10 protein-coding genes, 1 pseudogene and 1 riboswitch are annotated in these 14,660 nt (G+C 72.0%); of the genes and pseudogenes, 10 read left to right on the top strand and 1 reads right to left on the bottom strand.

From position 1 onward, the window contains the following. Positions 1–146: 146 nt before the first annotated feature. The 10 genes and pseudogenes from ABTY98_RS29140 to cobI form a co-directional block, all read left to right on the top strand. A pseudogene (locus tag ABTY98_RS29140) lies at positions 147–912 on the top strand (lysozyme); the annotation flags it as partial. 177 nt (positions 913–1,089) lie between these two features. Next, positions 1,090–2,331, top strand: coding sequence for an inorganic phosphate transporter (locus tag ABTY98_RS29135; RefSeq protein ID WP_352224001.1), 1,242 nt, complete (start codon positions 1,090–1,092; stop codon positions 2,329–2,331). A gap of 19 nt (positions 2,332–2,350) precedes the next feature. Further along, positions 2,351–2,578, top strand: coding sequence for a hypothetical protein (locus ABTY98_RS29130; protein ID WP_352224000.1), 228 nt, complete (start codon positions 2,351–2,353; stop codon positions 2,576–2,578). A gap of 148 nt (positions 2,579–2,726) precedes the next feature. Then, positions 2,727–2,869: riboswitch (cobalamin riboswitch) on the top strand. Between the two features lie 98 nt (positions 2,870–2,967). Continuing rightward, positions 2,968–3,918 carry a cobalamin biosynthesis protein gene (locus ABTY98_RS29125; protein ID WP_352223999.1) on the top strand — a complete coding sequence of 317 codons (951 nt, stop codon included), beginning with the start codon at positions 2,968–2,970 and terminating at the stop codon, positions 3,916–3,918. After that, positions 3,915–5,426 carry a cobyric acid synthase gene (locus ABTY98_RS29120; protein WP_352223998.1) on the top strand — a complete coding sequence of 504 codons (1,512 nt, stop codon included), beginning with the start codon at positions 3,915–3,917 and terminating at the stop codon, positions 5,424–5,426. The genes ABTY98_RS29125 and ABTY98_RS29120 overlap by 4 nt, the downstream gene beginning before the upstream one ends. Continuing rightward, positions 5,423–9,076, top strand: a complete 3,654-nt coding sequence (gene cobN, locus ABTY98_RS29115; RefSeq protein WP_352223997.1) for a cobaltochelatase subunit CobN — start codon at positions 5,423–5,425, stop codon at positions 9,074–9,076. Before ABTY98_RS29120 ends, cobN begins: the two co-directional genes overlap by 4 nt. Next, positions 9,073–11,067, top strand: a complete 1,995-nt coding sequence (locus ABTY98_RS29110) for a putative cobaltochelatase (RefSeq protein ID WP_352223996.1) — start codon at positions 9,073–9,075, stop codon at positions 11,065–11,067. Before cobN ends, ABTY98_RS29110 begins: the two co-directional genes overlap by 4 nt. Then, complete coding sequence (cobO, locus tag ABTY98_RS29105) at positions 11,067–11,675, top strand: cob(I)yrinic acid a,c-diamide adenosyltransferase (protein WP_352223995.1); 609 nt, start codon at positions 11,067–11,069, stop codon at positions 11,673–11,675. The genes ABTY98_RS29110 and cobO overlap by 1 nt, the downstream gene beginning before the upstream one ends. Positions 11,676–11,679: 4 nt before the next feature. After that, positions 11,680–13,167, top strand: a complete 1,488-nt coding sequence (locus ABTY98_RS29100) for a cobyrinic acid a,c-diamide synthase CobB (protein WP_352223993.1) — start codon at positions 11,680–11,682, stop codon at positions 13,165–13,167. Then, the gene (cobI, locus tag ABTY98_RS29095; protein ID WP_352223992.1) at positions 13,152–13,898 is read left to right on the top strand and encodes a precorrin-2 C(20)-methyltransferase; all 747 of its coding nucleotides are present in this window, start codon (positions 13,152–13,154) and stop codon (positions 13,896–13,898) included. The genes ABTY98_RS29100 and cobI overlap by 16 nt, the downstream gene beginning before the upstream one ends. A 5-nt stretch (positions 13,899–13,903) precedes the next feature. On the opposite strand, the gene ABTY98_RS29090 is transcribed toward cobI, so the two are convergent. Continuing rightward, on the bottom strand, positions 13,904–14,632 hold the full coding sequence (locus ABTY98_RS29090; protein WP_352223991.1) for a ZIP family metal transporter: 729 nt from the start codon (positions 14,630–14,632) through the stop codon (positions 13,904–13,906). Positions 14,633–14,660: the final 28 nt, after the last annotated feature.

Raw genomic sequence — 14,660 nt, 5'->3', positions numbered from 1 at the left:
TTAGGCCGGACGTCCCGAATCCAGTAGAGCGCAAACCACCGCGAAGAGTCCCATTTCAAGGCTTGGCCGAAGATCGCCGAGAATACGCCGATCTTCCAATAATATCTGGACGATTTTTCGTACACGTCGCCATTCCGGGGGGAAACATGGCCCGTGACCGCTCCGTCGTACCGTCACCACAACCGTGACCACGCCCGCGTTCTCGCGGCGGCCGTGGCCGCGCTCGCCCTCGGGGGGGCCGCGACCGCGTTCGGCGGGACACCGGCGTCCGCGGCGAGCCTGCCGAAGGGGCACGACGTCTCCTCGCACCAGAAGAACGTCGACTGGTCGAGCGCCAAGGCGAAAGGCGCGAGGTTCGTCTACATCAAGGCGACCGAGTCCACCACCTACCGCAACCCGTACTTCGGCCGGCAGTACAACGGTTCACGCAAGGCCGGAATCATGCGGGGCGCGTACCACTTCGCCCTGCCGGACAGGTTGTCGGGCGACCGGCAGGCCGCGTACTTCGTAAGCCACGGCGGCGCCTGGGCCGCGGACGGCTGGACGCTGCCGCCCGCGCTCGACGTCGAGTACAACCCGTACGACAAGAAGCACAGGTGCTACGGGCTGAGCCACTCCAAGATGGTCAAGTGGATCAAGTCCTTCAGTGCCGAGCTGGAGCGGGAGACCGGTCAGCGGCCGGTGATCTACACGACCACCCACTGGTGGGACCTCCGCACGGGCGGCAGCAGCGCCTTCGCCGCGGACAACGCCCTGTGGATCGCCCGCCACGGCTCGGCGGACGCGGGAGCACTGCCGACGGGATGGTCGCACTGGACCTGCTGGCAGTACGACGACAGCGGCAGTCTGCCGGGTGACCAGAATCTCTTCAACGGGTCGGCGAGCCGGCTGAAGGCGTTCGCCAGGGGCTCCTGGCCAAGGAACGACCGGGCCGCCGGACCGGAAACGGGACGGCGGCTTCGCCCACTCCCGCGCACGGATACCCCGAAGTCGATCTCAGACACCACGGAGACCACCCCAGTTCATCTTCCGTTCATTCAGGTTGCCTACGGTCCAACAGCCGATGACCCCTGAAGATTGCCTGGGTAAATGGAAAGCTTCTCGCTGATCCTCGCGATTGTGGTGGTGACCGCACTCGCGTTTGATTTCACGAACGGTTTCCACGACACCGCCAACGCGATGGCCACGACCATCTCGACCGGCGCGCTCAAGCCCAAGATCGCGGTGGCCATGTCCGCCGCGCTCAACCTGGTCGGCGCCTTCCTCTCCGTGGAGGTCGCCAACACGATCTCCAAGGGCCTGGTCGACGAGAACGGCATCCGCCCCGAGGTCATCTTCGCCGCCCTCGTCGGCGCGATCCTCTGGAACCTGGTGACCTGGCTGGTGGGCCTGCCCTCCAGTTCCTCGCACGCCCTGATGGGCGGCCTGATCGGCGCCACCGTCGCCTCCGCCGGTTTCGGCGCGGTCCACGGCGACGTCCTGGTCACCAAGGTCCTGCTCCCGGCGGTCGCCGCCCCCGTGGTCGCGGGCATCGCGGCGATGCTCTCCACCCGCCTCTCCTACACGCTCTCCCGGAACGCCGAGGACGAGGCCACCCGCAAGGGCTACCGCGCCGGCCAGATCGCCTCCGCCGGCCTGGTCTCACTCGCGCACGGCACCAACGACGCGCAGAAGACGATGGGCATCATCACCCTCGCGCTGATCGCGGGCGGTGCCGTCGCGCCCGGCTCGAACCCTCCCACCTGGGTCATCCTCTCCGCCGGCCTGGCAATCGCGCTCGGCACCTACATCGGCGGCTGGCGCATCATCCGCACCATGGGCAAGGGCCTGACCGACCTCCAGCCACAGCAGGGCTTCGCCGCCCAGACCAGCGCGGCCACCGCCATCCTGGCCTCCTCCCACCTCGGCTTCTCCCTCTCCACCACGCACGTCGTCTCCGGTTCCGTGATGGGCGCGGGCCTCGGCCGCAAGGGCGGCACGGTCCGCTGGTCCACCGCGACCCGCATGGTCGTCGCCTGGGTGCTCACCCTCCCCGCGGCCGCGGTCGTCGGCGCGCTCGCCGAGTCCGTGACGGACCTCGGCGACTGGGGCACGGCGGTCGTCGCCGTCTTCCTCGTCGCCTCCAGCGCCGCGATCTGGAAGCTCTCCCGCCGCGAGGTGGTGGACAGCGCCAACGTCAACGACACCGACGGCACGGAGCCGGCCGGCGTGGTGACCACGGCGATCGCCGCCGTGACCCCGCCGCCCGCGGGCACGGTGACCGACGACCTCACCGCCACGATCCCGTCCCCCGCCCCGGCCGCCGCCACCGACCCGGCCGCGACCGTCTGACCCCCGAGGAAGAACCGACATGAACATCGACTGGGCAGCCATCGGCTCCGTCTTCGGCGTCAGCCTCGTGGTCACCGTGGGCATGGTGGCTCTCTTCACCCTCGGCATCAAGGGCCTCTCCGCCCGCGAACGCGCCACGGCCCAGGGCAACTCGGCGGCCCTGGCCGTGACCACCGCCTACCTGTGCTTCGCGGCCTGCGCGGCCGTCGTGGCGTACGGCATCCATCTGATCGTGGCCAAGGCCTGACCGCGGCCGAAGCCTGAACGCGAGGCCGGCAAAGGCTCCTCCCCGAATCCGCTCGGGAGGAGCCTTCGGCATGCCCCACGGGCCCCGCTGGACCACCGGTGTGGGCCTTCCCACACAGTCCCCTCGCAGGTCAACGGCAAGTTGACGGGTCTTCCGGGAGCGTGGTGGACTTCCGGAGCCAAGTACGGCGGCAAGAGAGGAAGCCGGTGTGAATCCGGCGCGGTCCCGCCACTGTCACCGGGGTAGCAGTCCCCGGGAGCCAGGAACTCTCACCGCCGGTCTCGTCGAACCAGGGCGTGGACACCCTGAGTGAGGACCTATCGCCATGCGCGGCTGCCGACCGAGGTTGAGTACCCGACCCGTCCCCGACTCTTCGGCCGGCTGAGCCGATGGGTGCCGGTCGCGTCTTCGCGTACGGCGCCGCCGCCGGCCTTCTCGGTGATCTGCTGTTCGGCGATCCGCGCCGGGGGCATCCGGTCGCCGCGTTCGGGCGGACGGCCGGGACCGTGGAACGGCTGCTGTGGCGGGACCACCGCGGGTGGGGCGCCCTGCACACCGCGGTGTGCGCCGGCGGTGCCGTGACCCTGGGCGCCACCGCCCAGCGGCTCGTACGACCCTCCACCGCCGCTTCCGTCGCGCTCACCGCGACCGCCACCTGGGCCGTCGTCGGGGGCACTTCACTCGCCCGCGAGGCCGGCGCCATCGGGCGTGCCCTGGAGGCGGGCGATGTGGAGGCGGCGCGCGCCCGGCTGCCGCATCTGTGCGGGCGGGATCCGCAGTCCCTGGACGCCGACGGGATCGCCCGGGCGGTCGTGGAGTCCGTCGCCGAGAACACGAGCGACGCGGTCGTGGGTGCGCTGGTGTGGGGCGCCGTGGGCGGGGTGCCGGGGCTGCTCGGGTTCCGGGCCGTCAACACCCTGGACGCCATGGTGGGCCACAAGTCGGCCCGTTACCGGCGCTACGGGTGGGCTTCGGCGCGACTGGACGACGTGGCGGGGTGGCCGGGGGCACGGCTCACCGCCGTACTGGCCGCCGTCGCCGGAGGTGACGGCCGGGGGGCCGTACGGACCTGGCGGGCCGATGCGGCGAAGCACCCGAGCCCCAACGCCGGGCCGGTGGAAGCGTCGTTCGCGGGGGCGCTGGGGGTACGGCTCGGCGGGACGCTGTCGTACGGCGGGCGGATCGAGCATCGGCCCGTGCTGAACCGGGAGGGGCGTGCCGTGGAGGTCCGCGACATCTACCGGGCCGTGCGGTTGTCACGGCGGGTCGGATGGCTGGCGTTGGGGGTCGGCGCGGCCGGGTCCCTGCTGCTGGCGTCGCTTTCGGGAAGGACGTCATGAACGGCGGAGGTCTCCTCGTAGCCGGTACCACCTCCGATGCCGGCAAGAGTGTGGTCACCGCCGGTATCTGCCGGTGGCTGGCGCGGCAGGGCGTCGAGGTCGCGCCGTTCAAGGCGCAGAACATGTCCCTCAACTCCTTCGTCACACGCGAGGGCGCCGAGATCGGGCGGGCGCAGGCCATGCAGGCGCAGGCCTGCCGGGTCGAGCCGACCGCGCTGATGAACCCCGTGCTGCTCAAGCCTGGCGGCGAGCAGAGCAGTCAGGTCGTGCTGCTCGGGAAGCCGGTCGGTGAGCTGAGTGCCCGCGGATACCACGGCGGGCGGCAGCAGAAGCTGCTCGGGACCGTGCTCGACTGTCTCGCCGAGTTGCGGGGCACGTATGACGCGGTGATCTGTGAGGGGGCGGGCAGTCCGGCGGAGATCAATCTGCGCCGGACCGACATCGTGAACATGGGGATCGCGCGCAACGCGCGGATGCCCGTGCTCGTCGTCGGCGACATCGACCGCGGGGGCGTGTTCGCCTCCTTCTTCGGTACCGTCGCCCTCCTGTCGCCGGAGGACCAGGCTCTCGTCGCCGGGTTCCTCGTCAACAAGTTCCGGGGCGATGTCTCCCTGCTGGAGCCCGGCCTCGACATGCTCCACGGGCTCACCGGGCGGCACACCTACGGCGTCCTGCCGTTCCGGCACGGCCTCGGGATCGACGAGGAGGACGGGCTCCGTGTCTCGCTGCGCGGCACCGTCCGCGAGTCGAACGTCGCCCCGCCCGTCGGCGCGGACGTGCTGCGGGTCGCCGTCTGTGCCATCCCCCTGATGTCCAACTTCACGGACGTGGACGCGCTGGCCGCGGAACCGGGTGTCGTGGTGCGGTTCGTGGACCGGCCCGAGGAACTGGCCGACGCCGATCTCGTCGTGGTCCCGGGAACCCGGGGGACGGTCCGGGCCCTGGAATGGCTGCGGGAGCGGGGGCTGGCGGACGCGCTGCGGCGCAGGGCCGCCGAGCAGCGACCCGTGCTCGGCGTCTGCGGTGGCTTCCAGGTCCTCGGGGAGCACATCGAGGACGACGTCGAGAGCCGGCGCGGGCAGGTGGCCGGCCTCGGGGTGCTGCCCGTACGGGTGCGGTTCGCCCGGGAGAAGACCCTCACCCGGCCCGTCGGGGAGGCCCTCGGCGAGCGGGTCGAGGGGTACGAGATCCATCACGGGGTCGCCGAGGTGACCGGAGGCGAGCCCTTCCTGGACGGCTGCCGGGTCGGGCAGACCTGGGGCACCCACTGGCACGGCTCCCTGGAGTCGGACGGTTTCCGCCGGGCCTTTCTGCGCGAGGTGGCGGCCGCCGCGGGCCGCCGGTTCGTGCCGGCCCCCGACACCTCGTTCGCCGCGCTGCGCGAGGAGCAGCTCGACCGGCTCGGCGACCTGATCGAACAGCACGCGGACACCGACGCGCTCTGGCGGCTCATCGAGTCGGGCGCGCCGCAAGGACTGCCTTTCATCCCACCGGGAGCGCCCGCATGAGCACTGTGTTGTTGTTGTCGACCGCCGACACCGATCTGCTGGCGGCCCGGGCCGCTGCCGGTGCGGACTACCGGATCGGCAATCCGACGCGCGTCGACGTCGCGGAGGAGCTGCCCGCGCTGATCGAGGGCGCGGACATCGCCGTCGTACGGCTGCTGGGCGGCAAACGGGCCTGGGAGGACGGGCTCGCCGTGCTCCGGGCGTCCGGTGTGCCGACCGTGCTTCTTGGCGGCGAGGCAGTGCCGGACGCCGAGTTGATGGCCGAGTCGTCGGTACCGGCGGGTGTGGTCGCGGAAGCGCTGCGCTATCTCGTCGAGGGCGGGCCCGCGAACCTGCTGGAGCTGTCCCGGTTCCTGTCGGACACCGTGCTGCTGACCGGCGAGGGGTTCGCCGAGCCGCAGAAGATGCCCGAGTTCGGGGTGCACGGCTCCTACGAGATCCGGGAAGGCCGCCCCACGGTCGGGGTGCTCTTCTACCGGGCCCATGAACTGAGCGGCAACACCGCCTTCGTGGACACCCTGTGCGACGCGATCGAGGCGCGTGGCGCCAACGCCCTTCCGGTGTACTGCGGTTCGCTGCGTGGGGCGGACGCCGGGCTGTACGAGATCCTCGCCGGGGCCGACGCGCTGGTCGCCACCGTGCTGGCCGCCGGCGGCACCCACGCCTCGCAGGCCTCGGCCGGCGGTGACGAGGAGGCCTGGGACGTCGGGGCGCTCGCCGATCTGAACGTCCCGGTGCTGCAAGGCCTCTGCCTGACCTCCTCCCGGCAGGCCTGGGGCGAGTCCGACGCCGCCCTCTCCCCCATGGACGCGGCGATGCAGGTCGCCATCCCGGAGTTCGACGGCCGTCTGGTCACCGTGCCGTTCTCCTTCAAGGAGCAGGGCCCGGACGATGTCCCGGTGTACGTCGCCGATCCCGAGCGGGCCGGGCGCGTCGCCGGGATCGCCGTACGGCACGCCCGGTTGAAGCACAAGCCGAACGGGGAGAAGCGTGTCGCGCTGGTCTTCACCGCGTATCCGACCAAGCACTCGCGGGTCGGCAACGCGGTCGGTCTGGACACACCGGCGTCGGCGGTGCGGGTCCTTGACGCCCTCAAGGCGGCCGGCTACGGCGTCACCGAATACCCCGCCGACGGCGACGAGTTGATCCATCGCCTGATCGCGGCCGGCGGGCACGACGTGGAGTGGCTGACCGAGGAGCAGCTGGCCGTCGCGCCCGCACGGGTGCCGCTCGCTGACTACCGGGCGTGGTTCGAGAAGCTCGACCCGGAGCTGCGGGACGCGATGACTCAGGCGTGGGGCGAGCCGCCGGGCTCCCTCTACGTCGACGGGGAGGACATCGTCCTCGCCTCCCTCCGGTTCGGGAACGTCGTGGTGATGATCCAGCCGCCACGCGGCTTCGGCGAGAACCCGATCGCGATCTACCACGACCCGGACATGCCGCCGTCGCATCACTACATGGCCGCCTATCGGTGGCTGGAAAACAGCTTCGGCGCGGACGCGATCGTGCACATGGGCAAGCACGGCACGATGGAGTGGCTGCCCGGCAAGGGGCTCGGGCTGAGCGCCGGCTGTGCGCCGGACGCGGTCCTCGGTGACCTCCCCCTGATCTACCCGTTCATCGTCAACGACCCCGGCGAGGGCACCCAGGCCAAGCGGCGCGGGCACGCCACCGTCGTCGATCATCTGGTTCCGCCGATGGCCCGGGCCGACACCTACGGCGACCTGGCCAAGCTGGAGCAGCTGCTCGACGAGTACGCGCTGGTCTCCGACCTGGACCCGGCGAAGGCGCCGGCCGTGCGGGCGCAGATCTGGACGCTGGTCAAGGCGGCCGAGCTGCATCACGACCTGCATGTGGACGACCAGCCGGACGACGCCGACTTCGACGAGTTCGTGATGCACATCGACGGCTACCTGTGCGAGATCAAGGACGTGCAGATCCGCGACGGCCTGCACATTCTCGGCGGCGGGCCGGTCGGCGAGGCACGGGTGAACCTGGTGCTCGCCGTGCTGCGGGCCTCGCAGGTGTGGGGCGGCCAGGCCAACGCGCTGCCGGGACTCAGGGCATCCTTCGCGGCCCGTTTCGGGCTCAGCGAGAAGGAGTTGCTGGCCGAGCCCGGCGCGCCGGTGAAGGTGCCGGTGGAGCTGACGGATCTCGTGGAGGGTCCGTCGCGTACGGCAGCCGACGCGATCGACCTGCTGGAGCAGCTGTGCCGCCGGGTCGCGGAGGGCATGGAGCAGCGGGGCTGGGCCGTCACCGAGAGCCGGGCGCTGGTACGGGAGGTGCTCGGCACCGAACTCCCGGAAGCCGTAGCGGTGCTGGAGTTCGCCTGCGCCGAGGTCGTGCCCCGGCTGGCACGCACCACGGACGAGATCGGCCACATCCTCAAGGCACTTGACGGGGGTTACGTTCCCGCCGGTCCCTCCGGTTCGCCCACGCGCGGGCTGGTCAACGTGCTCCCCACCGGCCGCAACTTCTACTCGGTCGACCCCAAGGCCATTCCCTCCCGGCTGAGTTGGGAGGTCGGCCAGTCCCTCGCCGACTCGCTGGTGCAGCGGTACCTCCAGGACACCGGCGAGTATCCGAAGTCCGTCGGGCTGACGGTGTGGGGCACCTCCGCCATGCGCACCCAGGGCGACGACATCGCCGAGATCCTGGCGCTGCTGGGCTGCCGTCCGGTCTGGGACGAGGCGTCGCGGCGGGTGACCGGCTTCGAGGTGGTCCCCCTGGACGAACTGGGCCGGCCCCGCATCGATGTCACGGTCCGTATCTCCGGCTTCTTCCGGGACGCGTTCCCGCACGTGGTCGGGCTGATCGACGACGCCGTGCGCAGGGTCGCCGAGCTGGCCGAACCCGCCGACCGCAACTACGTGCGCGCGCACGCCGACGAGGACACCGCCGAGCACGGCGACCGGCGGCGCGCCACCGCCCGTATCTTCGGCTCCAAGCCGGGGGCGTACGGCGCCGGGCTGCTGCCGCTGATCGACGCCCGCAACTGGCGGTCGGACGCGGACCTCGCCGAGGTGTACGCCGTCTGGGGCGGTTACGCCTACGGGCGCGGGCTCGACGGGCGGGCGGCGCGCGGGGACATGGAGACCGCGTTCAAGCGGATCGCCGTCGCCGCGAAGAACGTGGACACCCGCGAGCACGACCTCGTCGACGCCGACGACTACTTCCAGTACCACGGCGGCATGGTCGCGATGGTGCGCCATCTGACCGGCGCCAACCCCGAGGCGTACGTGGGTGATTCGGCCACGCCCGACCAGGTGAGGACCCGTACCCTCGGCGAGGAGACCCACCGGGTCTTCCGGGCCCGGGTGGTCAACCCGCGCTGGATGGCGGCCATGCGGCGGCACGGCTACAAGGGCGCCTTCGAGATGGCGGCGACCGTCGACTACCTCTTCGGGTACGACGCCACGGCCGGGGTCGTGGACGACTGGATGTACGAGAAACTCAGCGCGGAGTACGTCTTCGACGCGGAGAACCGGGACTTCATGAAGAAGTCCAACCCGTGGGCGCTGCGCGGCATCACCGAACGGCTCCTGGAGGCCGCCGACCGGGGCCTGTGGGCCGAGCCGGACGCGGACACCCTGGAGCGGCTGCGCGCCACCTACCTGGAGCTCGAAGGCGACTTGGAGGGCGACCAGTGACCACCCCCTTCCCCTTTACGGCCGTCGTGGGTCAGGACGACCTGCGGCTGGCGCTGCTGCTGAACGCCGTGTCACCGGCGGTCGGCGGAGTACTGGTGCGCGGCGAGAAGGGCACCGCGAAGAGCACCGCCGTGCGGGCCCTGTCGGTGCTGCTGCCGGCCGTGGACGTCGTCGCCGGCTGCCGTTTCTCCTGCGACCCGGCCGCACCGGACCCGGCCTGCCCGGACGGGCCGCACGAGCCGGGTGCCTTCGAGTCCCGCCCGGCACGCATGGTCGAACTGCCGGTCGGCGCCTCCGAGGACCGGCTGGTCGGCGCCCTCGACATAGAACGGGCCCTGGCGGAGGGCGTGAAGGCCTTCGAGCCGGGCCTGCTGGCCGACGCCCACCGGGGCATCCTCTACGTCGACGAGGTCAACCTCCTCCACGACCACCTGGTCGACCTGCTGCTGGACGCGGCCGCGATGGGCGCCTCGTACGTGGAGCGTGAGGGTGTCTCCGTACGGCATGCGGCGAAGTTCCTGCTCGTCGGCACCATGAACCCCGAAGAGGGCGAGCTGCGGCCGCAGCTGCTGGACCGGTTCGGTCTGACGGTGGAGGTGGCCGCCTCACGCGAGCCCGACCAGCGGGTGGAGGTGGTACGGCGGCGGCTCGCCCATGACGACGATCCGGCGGGTTTCGCGGCGCGTTGGGTCGACGAGGAGGCGGCCGTACGGCAACGGATCGTGGCGGCACGGGCGTTGCTGCCATCGGTGCGGCTGGGCGACGGGGCGCTGCGGCAGATCGCGGCGACCTGTGCGGCCTTCGAGGTCGACGGCATGCGCGCCGACATCGTGATGGCGCGGACGGCGACCGCGCTGGCCGCGTGGGCCGGGCGGACCGACGTACTGGCGGAGGACGTCAGGCAGGCCGCGCTGCTCGCGCTGCCGCACCGCAGGCGCCGTAACCCCTTTGACGCGCCGGGGCTCGACGAGGACAGGCTGGACCGGACGCTGGAGGAGTTCTCGGGAGAGTCCGAGGACGACGATCCCGATCCGGACGGTCCCGGCGGGGGCGGCGGACAGCCCGCGCCCGACGACGGTGCCCCGCAGGGCGGCGACACGGGTGCGCGGCCCGAGGCCGGGGAGGACGGCGAGCCGCAGGCCTCCGGCGGCGGCTCGGGCGAGCAGGCGCCGACGCGGGCCGCCGAGCCCTTCCGCACCAAGGTGCTGACCGTGCCGGGGATCGGCGCGGGCGCCGCCGGCCGGCGGTCCCGGGCGCGGACCGAGCACGGGCGTACGACGGGTGCGCGGCGGCCCCGGGGGGCCCTGACCAAGCTGCACCTGGCGGCGACCGTGCAGGCGGCCGCCCCGCACCAGCGGGCGCGCGGGCGGTCCGGGCCGGGGCTTGTGGTCCGGCGGGACGATCTGCGGCAGGCGACCCGGGAGGGGCGTGAGGGCAACCTCGTACTGTTTCTGGTCGACGCGTCCGGGTCGATGGCGGCCCGGCAGCGGATGGGCGCCGTGAAGGGGGCCGTGCTGTCGCTGCTGCTCGACGCCTATCAGCGGCGGGACAAGGTGGGTCTGGTGACGTTCCGGGGGGCGGCGGCCGATGTGGCGCTGCCGCCGACCTCCTCCGTGGACGCGGCGGCGGCCCGCCTTGAGTCGCTGCCGACCGGGGGTCGTACGCCCCTCGCCGCCGGGCTGCTCAAGGCGCATGACGTGCTGCGGGTGGAGCGGTTGCGGGATCCGGCGCGGCGGGCGCTGATGGTCGTGGTGACGGACGGGCGGGCCACGGGCGGACCGGAGCCGGTCGCACTCGCCGGGCGGGCGGCCCGGCTGTTCGCGGCCGGCGGGGTCGCCTCCGTGGTCGTGGACTGCGAGTCGGGGCCGGTACGGCTGGGGCTCGCCGGGCAGCTCGCCGGTGAGCTGGGCGGTACGGCGGTGACGCTCGACGAGTTGCGGGCGGACTCGATCGCCGGACTGGTGAAGGACGTGCAGAGGAGGGCCGCGTAGTGCCGCAGGGACAGCCGAGTGTCGTGCCGGACGACGGGCTGACGACTCGTCAGCGTCGGAACCGGCCGCTGGTCGTCGTGCACACCGGCGTCGGCAAGGGCAAGTCCACCGCCGCGTTCGGGCTCGCGCTGCGGGCCTGGAACCAGGGGTGGCCCATCGGGGTGTTCCAGTTCGTCAAGTCGGCGAAGTGGAAGGTCGGCGAGGAGCGGGCACTGCGCGTCCTCGGGGACTCCGGGGAGGGCGGGACCGTCGCCTGGCACAAGATGGGCGAGGGCTGGTCCTGGGTGCAGCGGGACCTCCAGGGTGACAACTTCAGCAACGAGGAGAAGGCCCGGGAGGGCTGGGAGCAGGTCAAGCGTGACCTGGCGGCCGAGACGTACCAGCTGTACGTGCTCGACGAGTTCGCGTACCCCATGCACTGGGGGTGGGTGGACACGGACGAGGTCGTCGAGGCGCTGCGGAACCGGCCCGGGAACCAGCATGTCGTGATCACCGGGCGGAACGCGCCCGAGAAGCTGGTGGACTTCGCCGACCTCGTCACCGACATGTCCAAGGTCAAGCATCCGATGGACGTGGGACAGAAGGGGCAGAGGGGCATCGAGTGGTGATGTCGTGGTGAGTTCCGTTTCCGTCCCACGGCTGGTCATCGCCGCGCCCTCCTCCGGCAGCGGCAAGACCACCGTTGCCACGGGGTTGATGGCCGCGTTCGCCGCGCGGGGGCTCGCCGTGTCCCCGCACAAGGTCGGGCCGGACTACATCGACCCCGGGTACCACGCGCTCGCGACCGGGCGGGTGGGGCGGAACCTCGACGCGTATCTGTGCGGGCCGGAGCTGGTCGGACCGCTGTTCGCGCACGGTGCGCGGGGATGCGACATCGCCGTGGTCGAGGGTGTGATGGGGCTGTACGACGGGGCCGCCGGGGAGGGTGAACTGGCGTCCACCGCTCATGTCGCGAAGCTGCTGCGGGCGCCAGTGGTGCTGGTCGTGGACGCGTCGTCGCAGTCGCGGTCGGTGGCGGCGCTGGTGCACGGGTTCGCGTCCTGGGATCCGGAGGTGCGGGTCGGGGGCGTGATCCTGAACAAGGTGGCGTCGGACCGGCACGAGGAGTTGCTGCGGGAGGCGCTGGAGTCTTCCGGGGTGCCGGTGTTCGGGGTGCTGCGGCGGGTGGCTCAGGTGGATACGCCGTCTCGGCACCTGGGGTTGGTGCCGGTCGCCGAGCGGCGGGGCGAGGCGGTGGACGCGGTTGCCGCGATGGCGGCGCAGGTGGAGCGGGGGTGTGATCTGGAGGAGTTGCTGGGGCTGGCGCGGGGTGCGGGAGCGTTGTCGTGTGCGGCCTGGGATCCGGCTGAGGCCTTGGTTTCCTCGCCCCCGCCGCCCCTGCCCGTCCCATCCCCAGGGGCTGGCGCCCCTTCGGCCCCCGTTTCGGGGGCTGGCGCCCCCGGGCCCCCGCTTCGGCCCGAAGGGCCTCGTCCTCAAACGCCGGACGGGCCGAGTGGTAGGCCTGTCGTTGCGATGGCCTCCGGGGCCGCCTTCACCTTCTCCTACGCCGAGCACACCGAGCTGCTCGTCGCGGCCGGGGCCGAAGTCGTGCCCTTCGACCCCCTGCGGGACGAGCAACTGCCCGACGGAACACGTGGGTTGGTCATCGGCGGTGGCTTCCCCGAGGTCTACGCCGCCGAGCTGTCCGCCAACGAGCCTCTGCGGAAGGGCGTCGCCGCCCTCGCGGAGAGCCGTGCACCGGTCGCCGCCGAGTGTGCCGGGCTGCTCTATCTGTGCCAGGAGCTGGACGGGCTGGCGATGTGTGGCGTGCTGGATGTCCGTGCGCGGATGACCGAGCGGCTGACTCTCGGCTACCAGGACGCCGTCGCCGTGAGCGACAGTGTGCTGGCCGTCGCCGGGACGCGGATGCGGGGGCATGAGTTTCACCGGACCACGGTCGAGCCGGGGACCGGTGCGGCGCCCGCGTGGGGTGTGCGTACTCCTCGGCCGCGGGTCGAGGGTTTTGTACAGCAGGGTGTGCACGCGAGTTATCTGCACACGCACTGGGCGTCCGAGCCCGGTGTGGCCCGAAGGTTCGTGGAGAGGTGCCGGACGTCATGAGCAACAGCAGGTTGATCGGAGTCGGGGTGGGTCCCGGTGACCCCGAGCTGGTGACCGTCAAGGGGGTCAACGCTCTGCGCGCGGCCGATGTCGTCGTCGTACCGGTGATGGACAGCGGGGAGCGGGGGCGTGCGGAGGCGACCGTGCTGCACTACGTCGACGCGGAGAAGGTCGTACGCGTCGTGTTCGCGCTCAACGAGCGCAGCGACCGGGGGCGGCGGGAGGCCGCCTGGGACGCGGCCGGCGCCAAGGTCGCCGAGTTGCTGCGTGGGCATGGGGTGGTCGCCTTCGCCACCATCGGGGATCCCAACGTCTATTCGACGTTCACCTATCTCGCGCAGACCATCACCGGGCTGGTGCCGGACGTGGTTGTGGAGACCGTGCCCGGTATCACCGCCATGCAGGACCTCGCCGCCCGCTCCGGGGCCGTGCTCACCGAGGGGACCGAGCCGCTGACGCTGGTGCCGGTGACGGCGGGTGCCGAGGTGCTGAAGGACGCGCTGAGCGGGCCGGGGACGGTCGTGGCGTACAAGTTCGGGCGGCAGGCCGGCGCCGTCGCGGAGGCGCTGCGGGAGACCGGGCGGATCGAGGACGCCGTGTGGGGGTCGGCGCTCGGGCTGGACGAGGAGTCCATCCGGCCCGCCGCCGAACTCGACGGCTCCCCGCTGCCGTACCTCTCCACACTCATCGCGCCCCCGCGCCGGGACGGTGGCAGAGGCGGGAAGCTGTGAGCGCGTCAACCCGAGATGCCCACCACCAGCCAGATGAAGGCGGCGCCGGCGACCGTGCACAGCAGGGTGGAGCGGGCCGGGTGTTCGTGGTGGGCCTCGGGGAGGATCTCGGCGGCGGCCAGGTAGAGCAGGACACCGCCGAAGAGGCCGAGATAGCCGCCGAGCACGGTCTTTGGAAGGGTGAAGAAGACGGTGGACAGGGCGCCGAGGACGGGTGCGCAGGCGTCGGCGACCAGCATCCCTACCGCCCGGCGGCGCGCGTTGCCGTAGAGACTCGTGATGGTGAACGTGTTGAAGCCGTCCGCGAAGTCGTGCGCGATCACGGCCAGCGCCACCGCCGCGCCCATGCCGCCGCCCACCTGGAAGGCCGCGCCGATCGCCACGCCGTCCATCGCGCTGTGCCCGACCATCGCGCCGGCCGCCGTCAGGCCCACCTCGGGCGCCCGGTGACCGTGCTCGGCGCCGCCGTGCGCGGCCTGGCGGAGGGCCAGCGTGCGTTCCACCAGATGGGCCAGCAGGAAGCCGGTCACGAAGAGCAGCAGGGCGGCCGGTACGCCGAAGATCTCCCGGCCGGCCGCGTGCAGCGCCTCCGGCAGCAGGTCGAGGCCGACCACCCCGAGCATCAGGCCGCCGGCCAGGCCCAGGACCAGATGGCGGCGGTCGGTCACGCGCTGTGCCGTCCAGCCGCCGGCCAGCGTCATCAGGAACGCGCCGAGCGCGACGAAGACCGCCATGTGCCCTTGCTATCCGATCGACCGGCCC

Origin of the sequence: Streptomyces sp. NPDC096040, from assembly GCF_040303265.1 — a bacterium.
Lineage (GTDB): Bacteria > Actinomycetota > Actinomycetes > Streptomycetales > Streptomycetaceae > Streptomyces.
This window is presented reverse-complemented; position numbering and strand designations above follow the sequence as displayed.

Bases quoted from the DNA above. Each gene is read 5' to 3' on its own strand.
- ABTY98_RS29135 (WP_352224001.1), top strand. From the start codon at position 1,090: ATGGAAAGCTTCTCGCTGATCCTCGCGATTGTGGTGGTGACCGCACTC.
- ABTY98_RS29130 (WP_352224000.1), top strand. From the start codon at position 2,351: ATGAACATCGACTGGGCAGCCATCGGCTCCGTCTTCGGCGTCAGCCTC.
- ABTY98_RS29125 (WP_352223999.1), top strand. From the start codon at position 2,968: ATGGGTGCCGGTCGCGTCTTCGCGTACGGCGCCGCCGCCGGCCTTCTC.
- ABTY98_RS29120 (WP_352223998.1), top strand. From the start codon at position 3,915: ATGAACGGCGGAGGTCTCCTCGTAGCCGGTACCACCTCCGATGCCGGC.
- cobN (WP_352223997.1), top strand. From the start codon at position 5,423: ATGAGCACTGTGTTGTTGTTGTCGACCGCCGACACCGATCTGCTGGCG.
- ABTY98_RS29090 (WP_352223991.1), bottom strand. From the start codon at position 14,632: ATGGCGGTCTTCGTCGCGCTCGGCGCGTTCCTGATGACGCTGGCCGGC.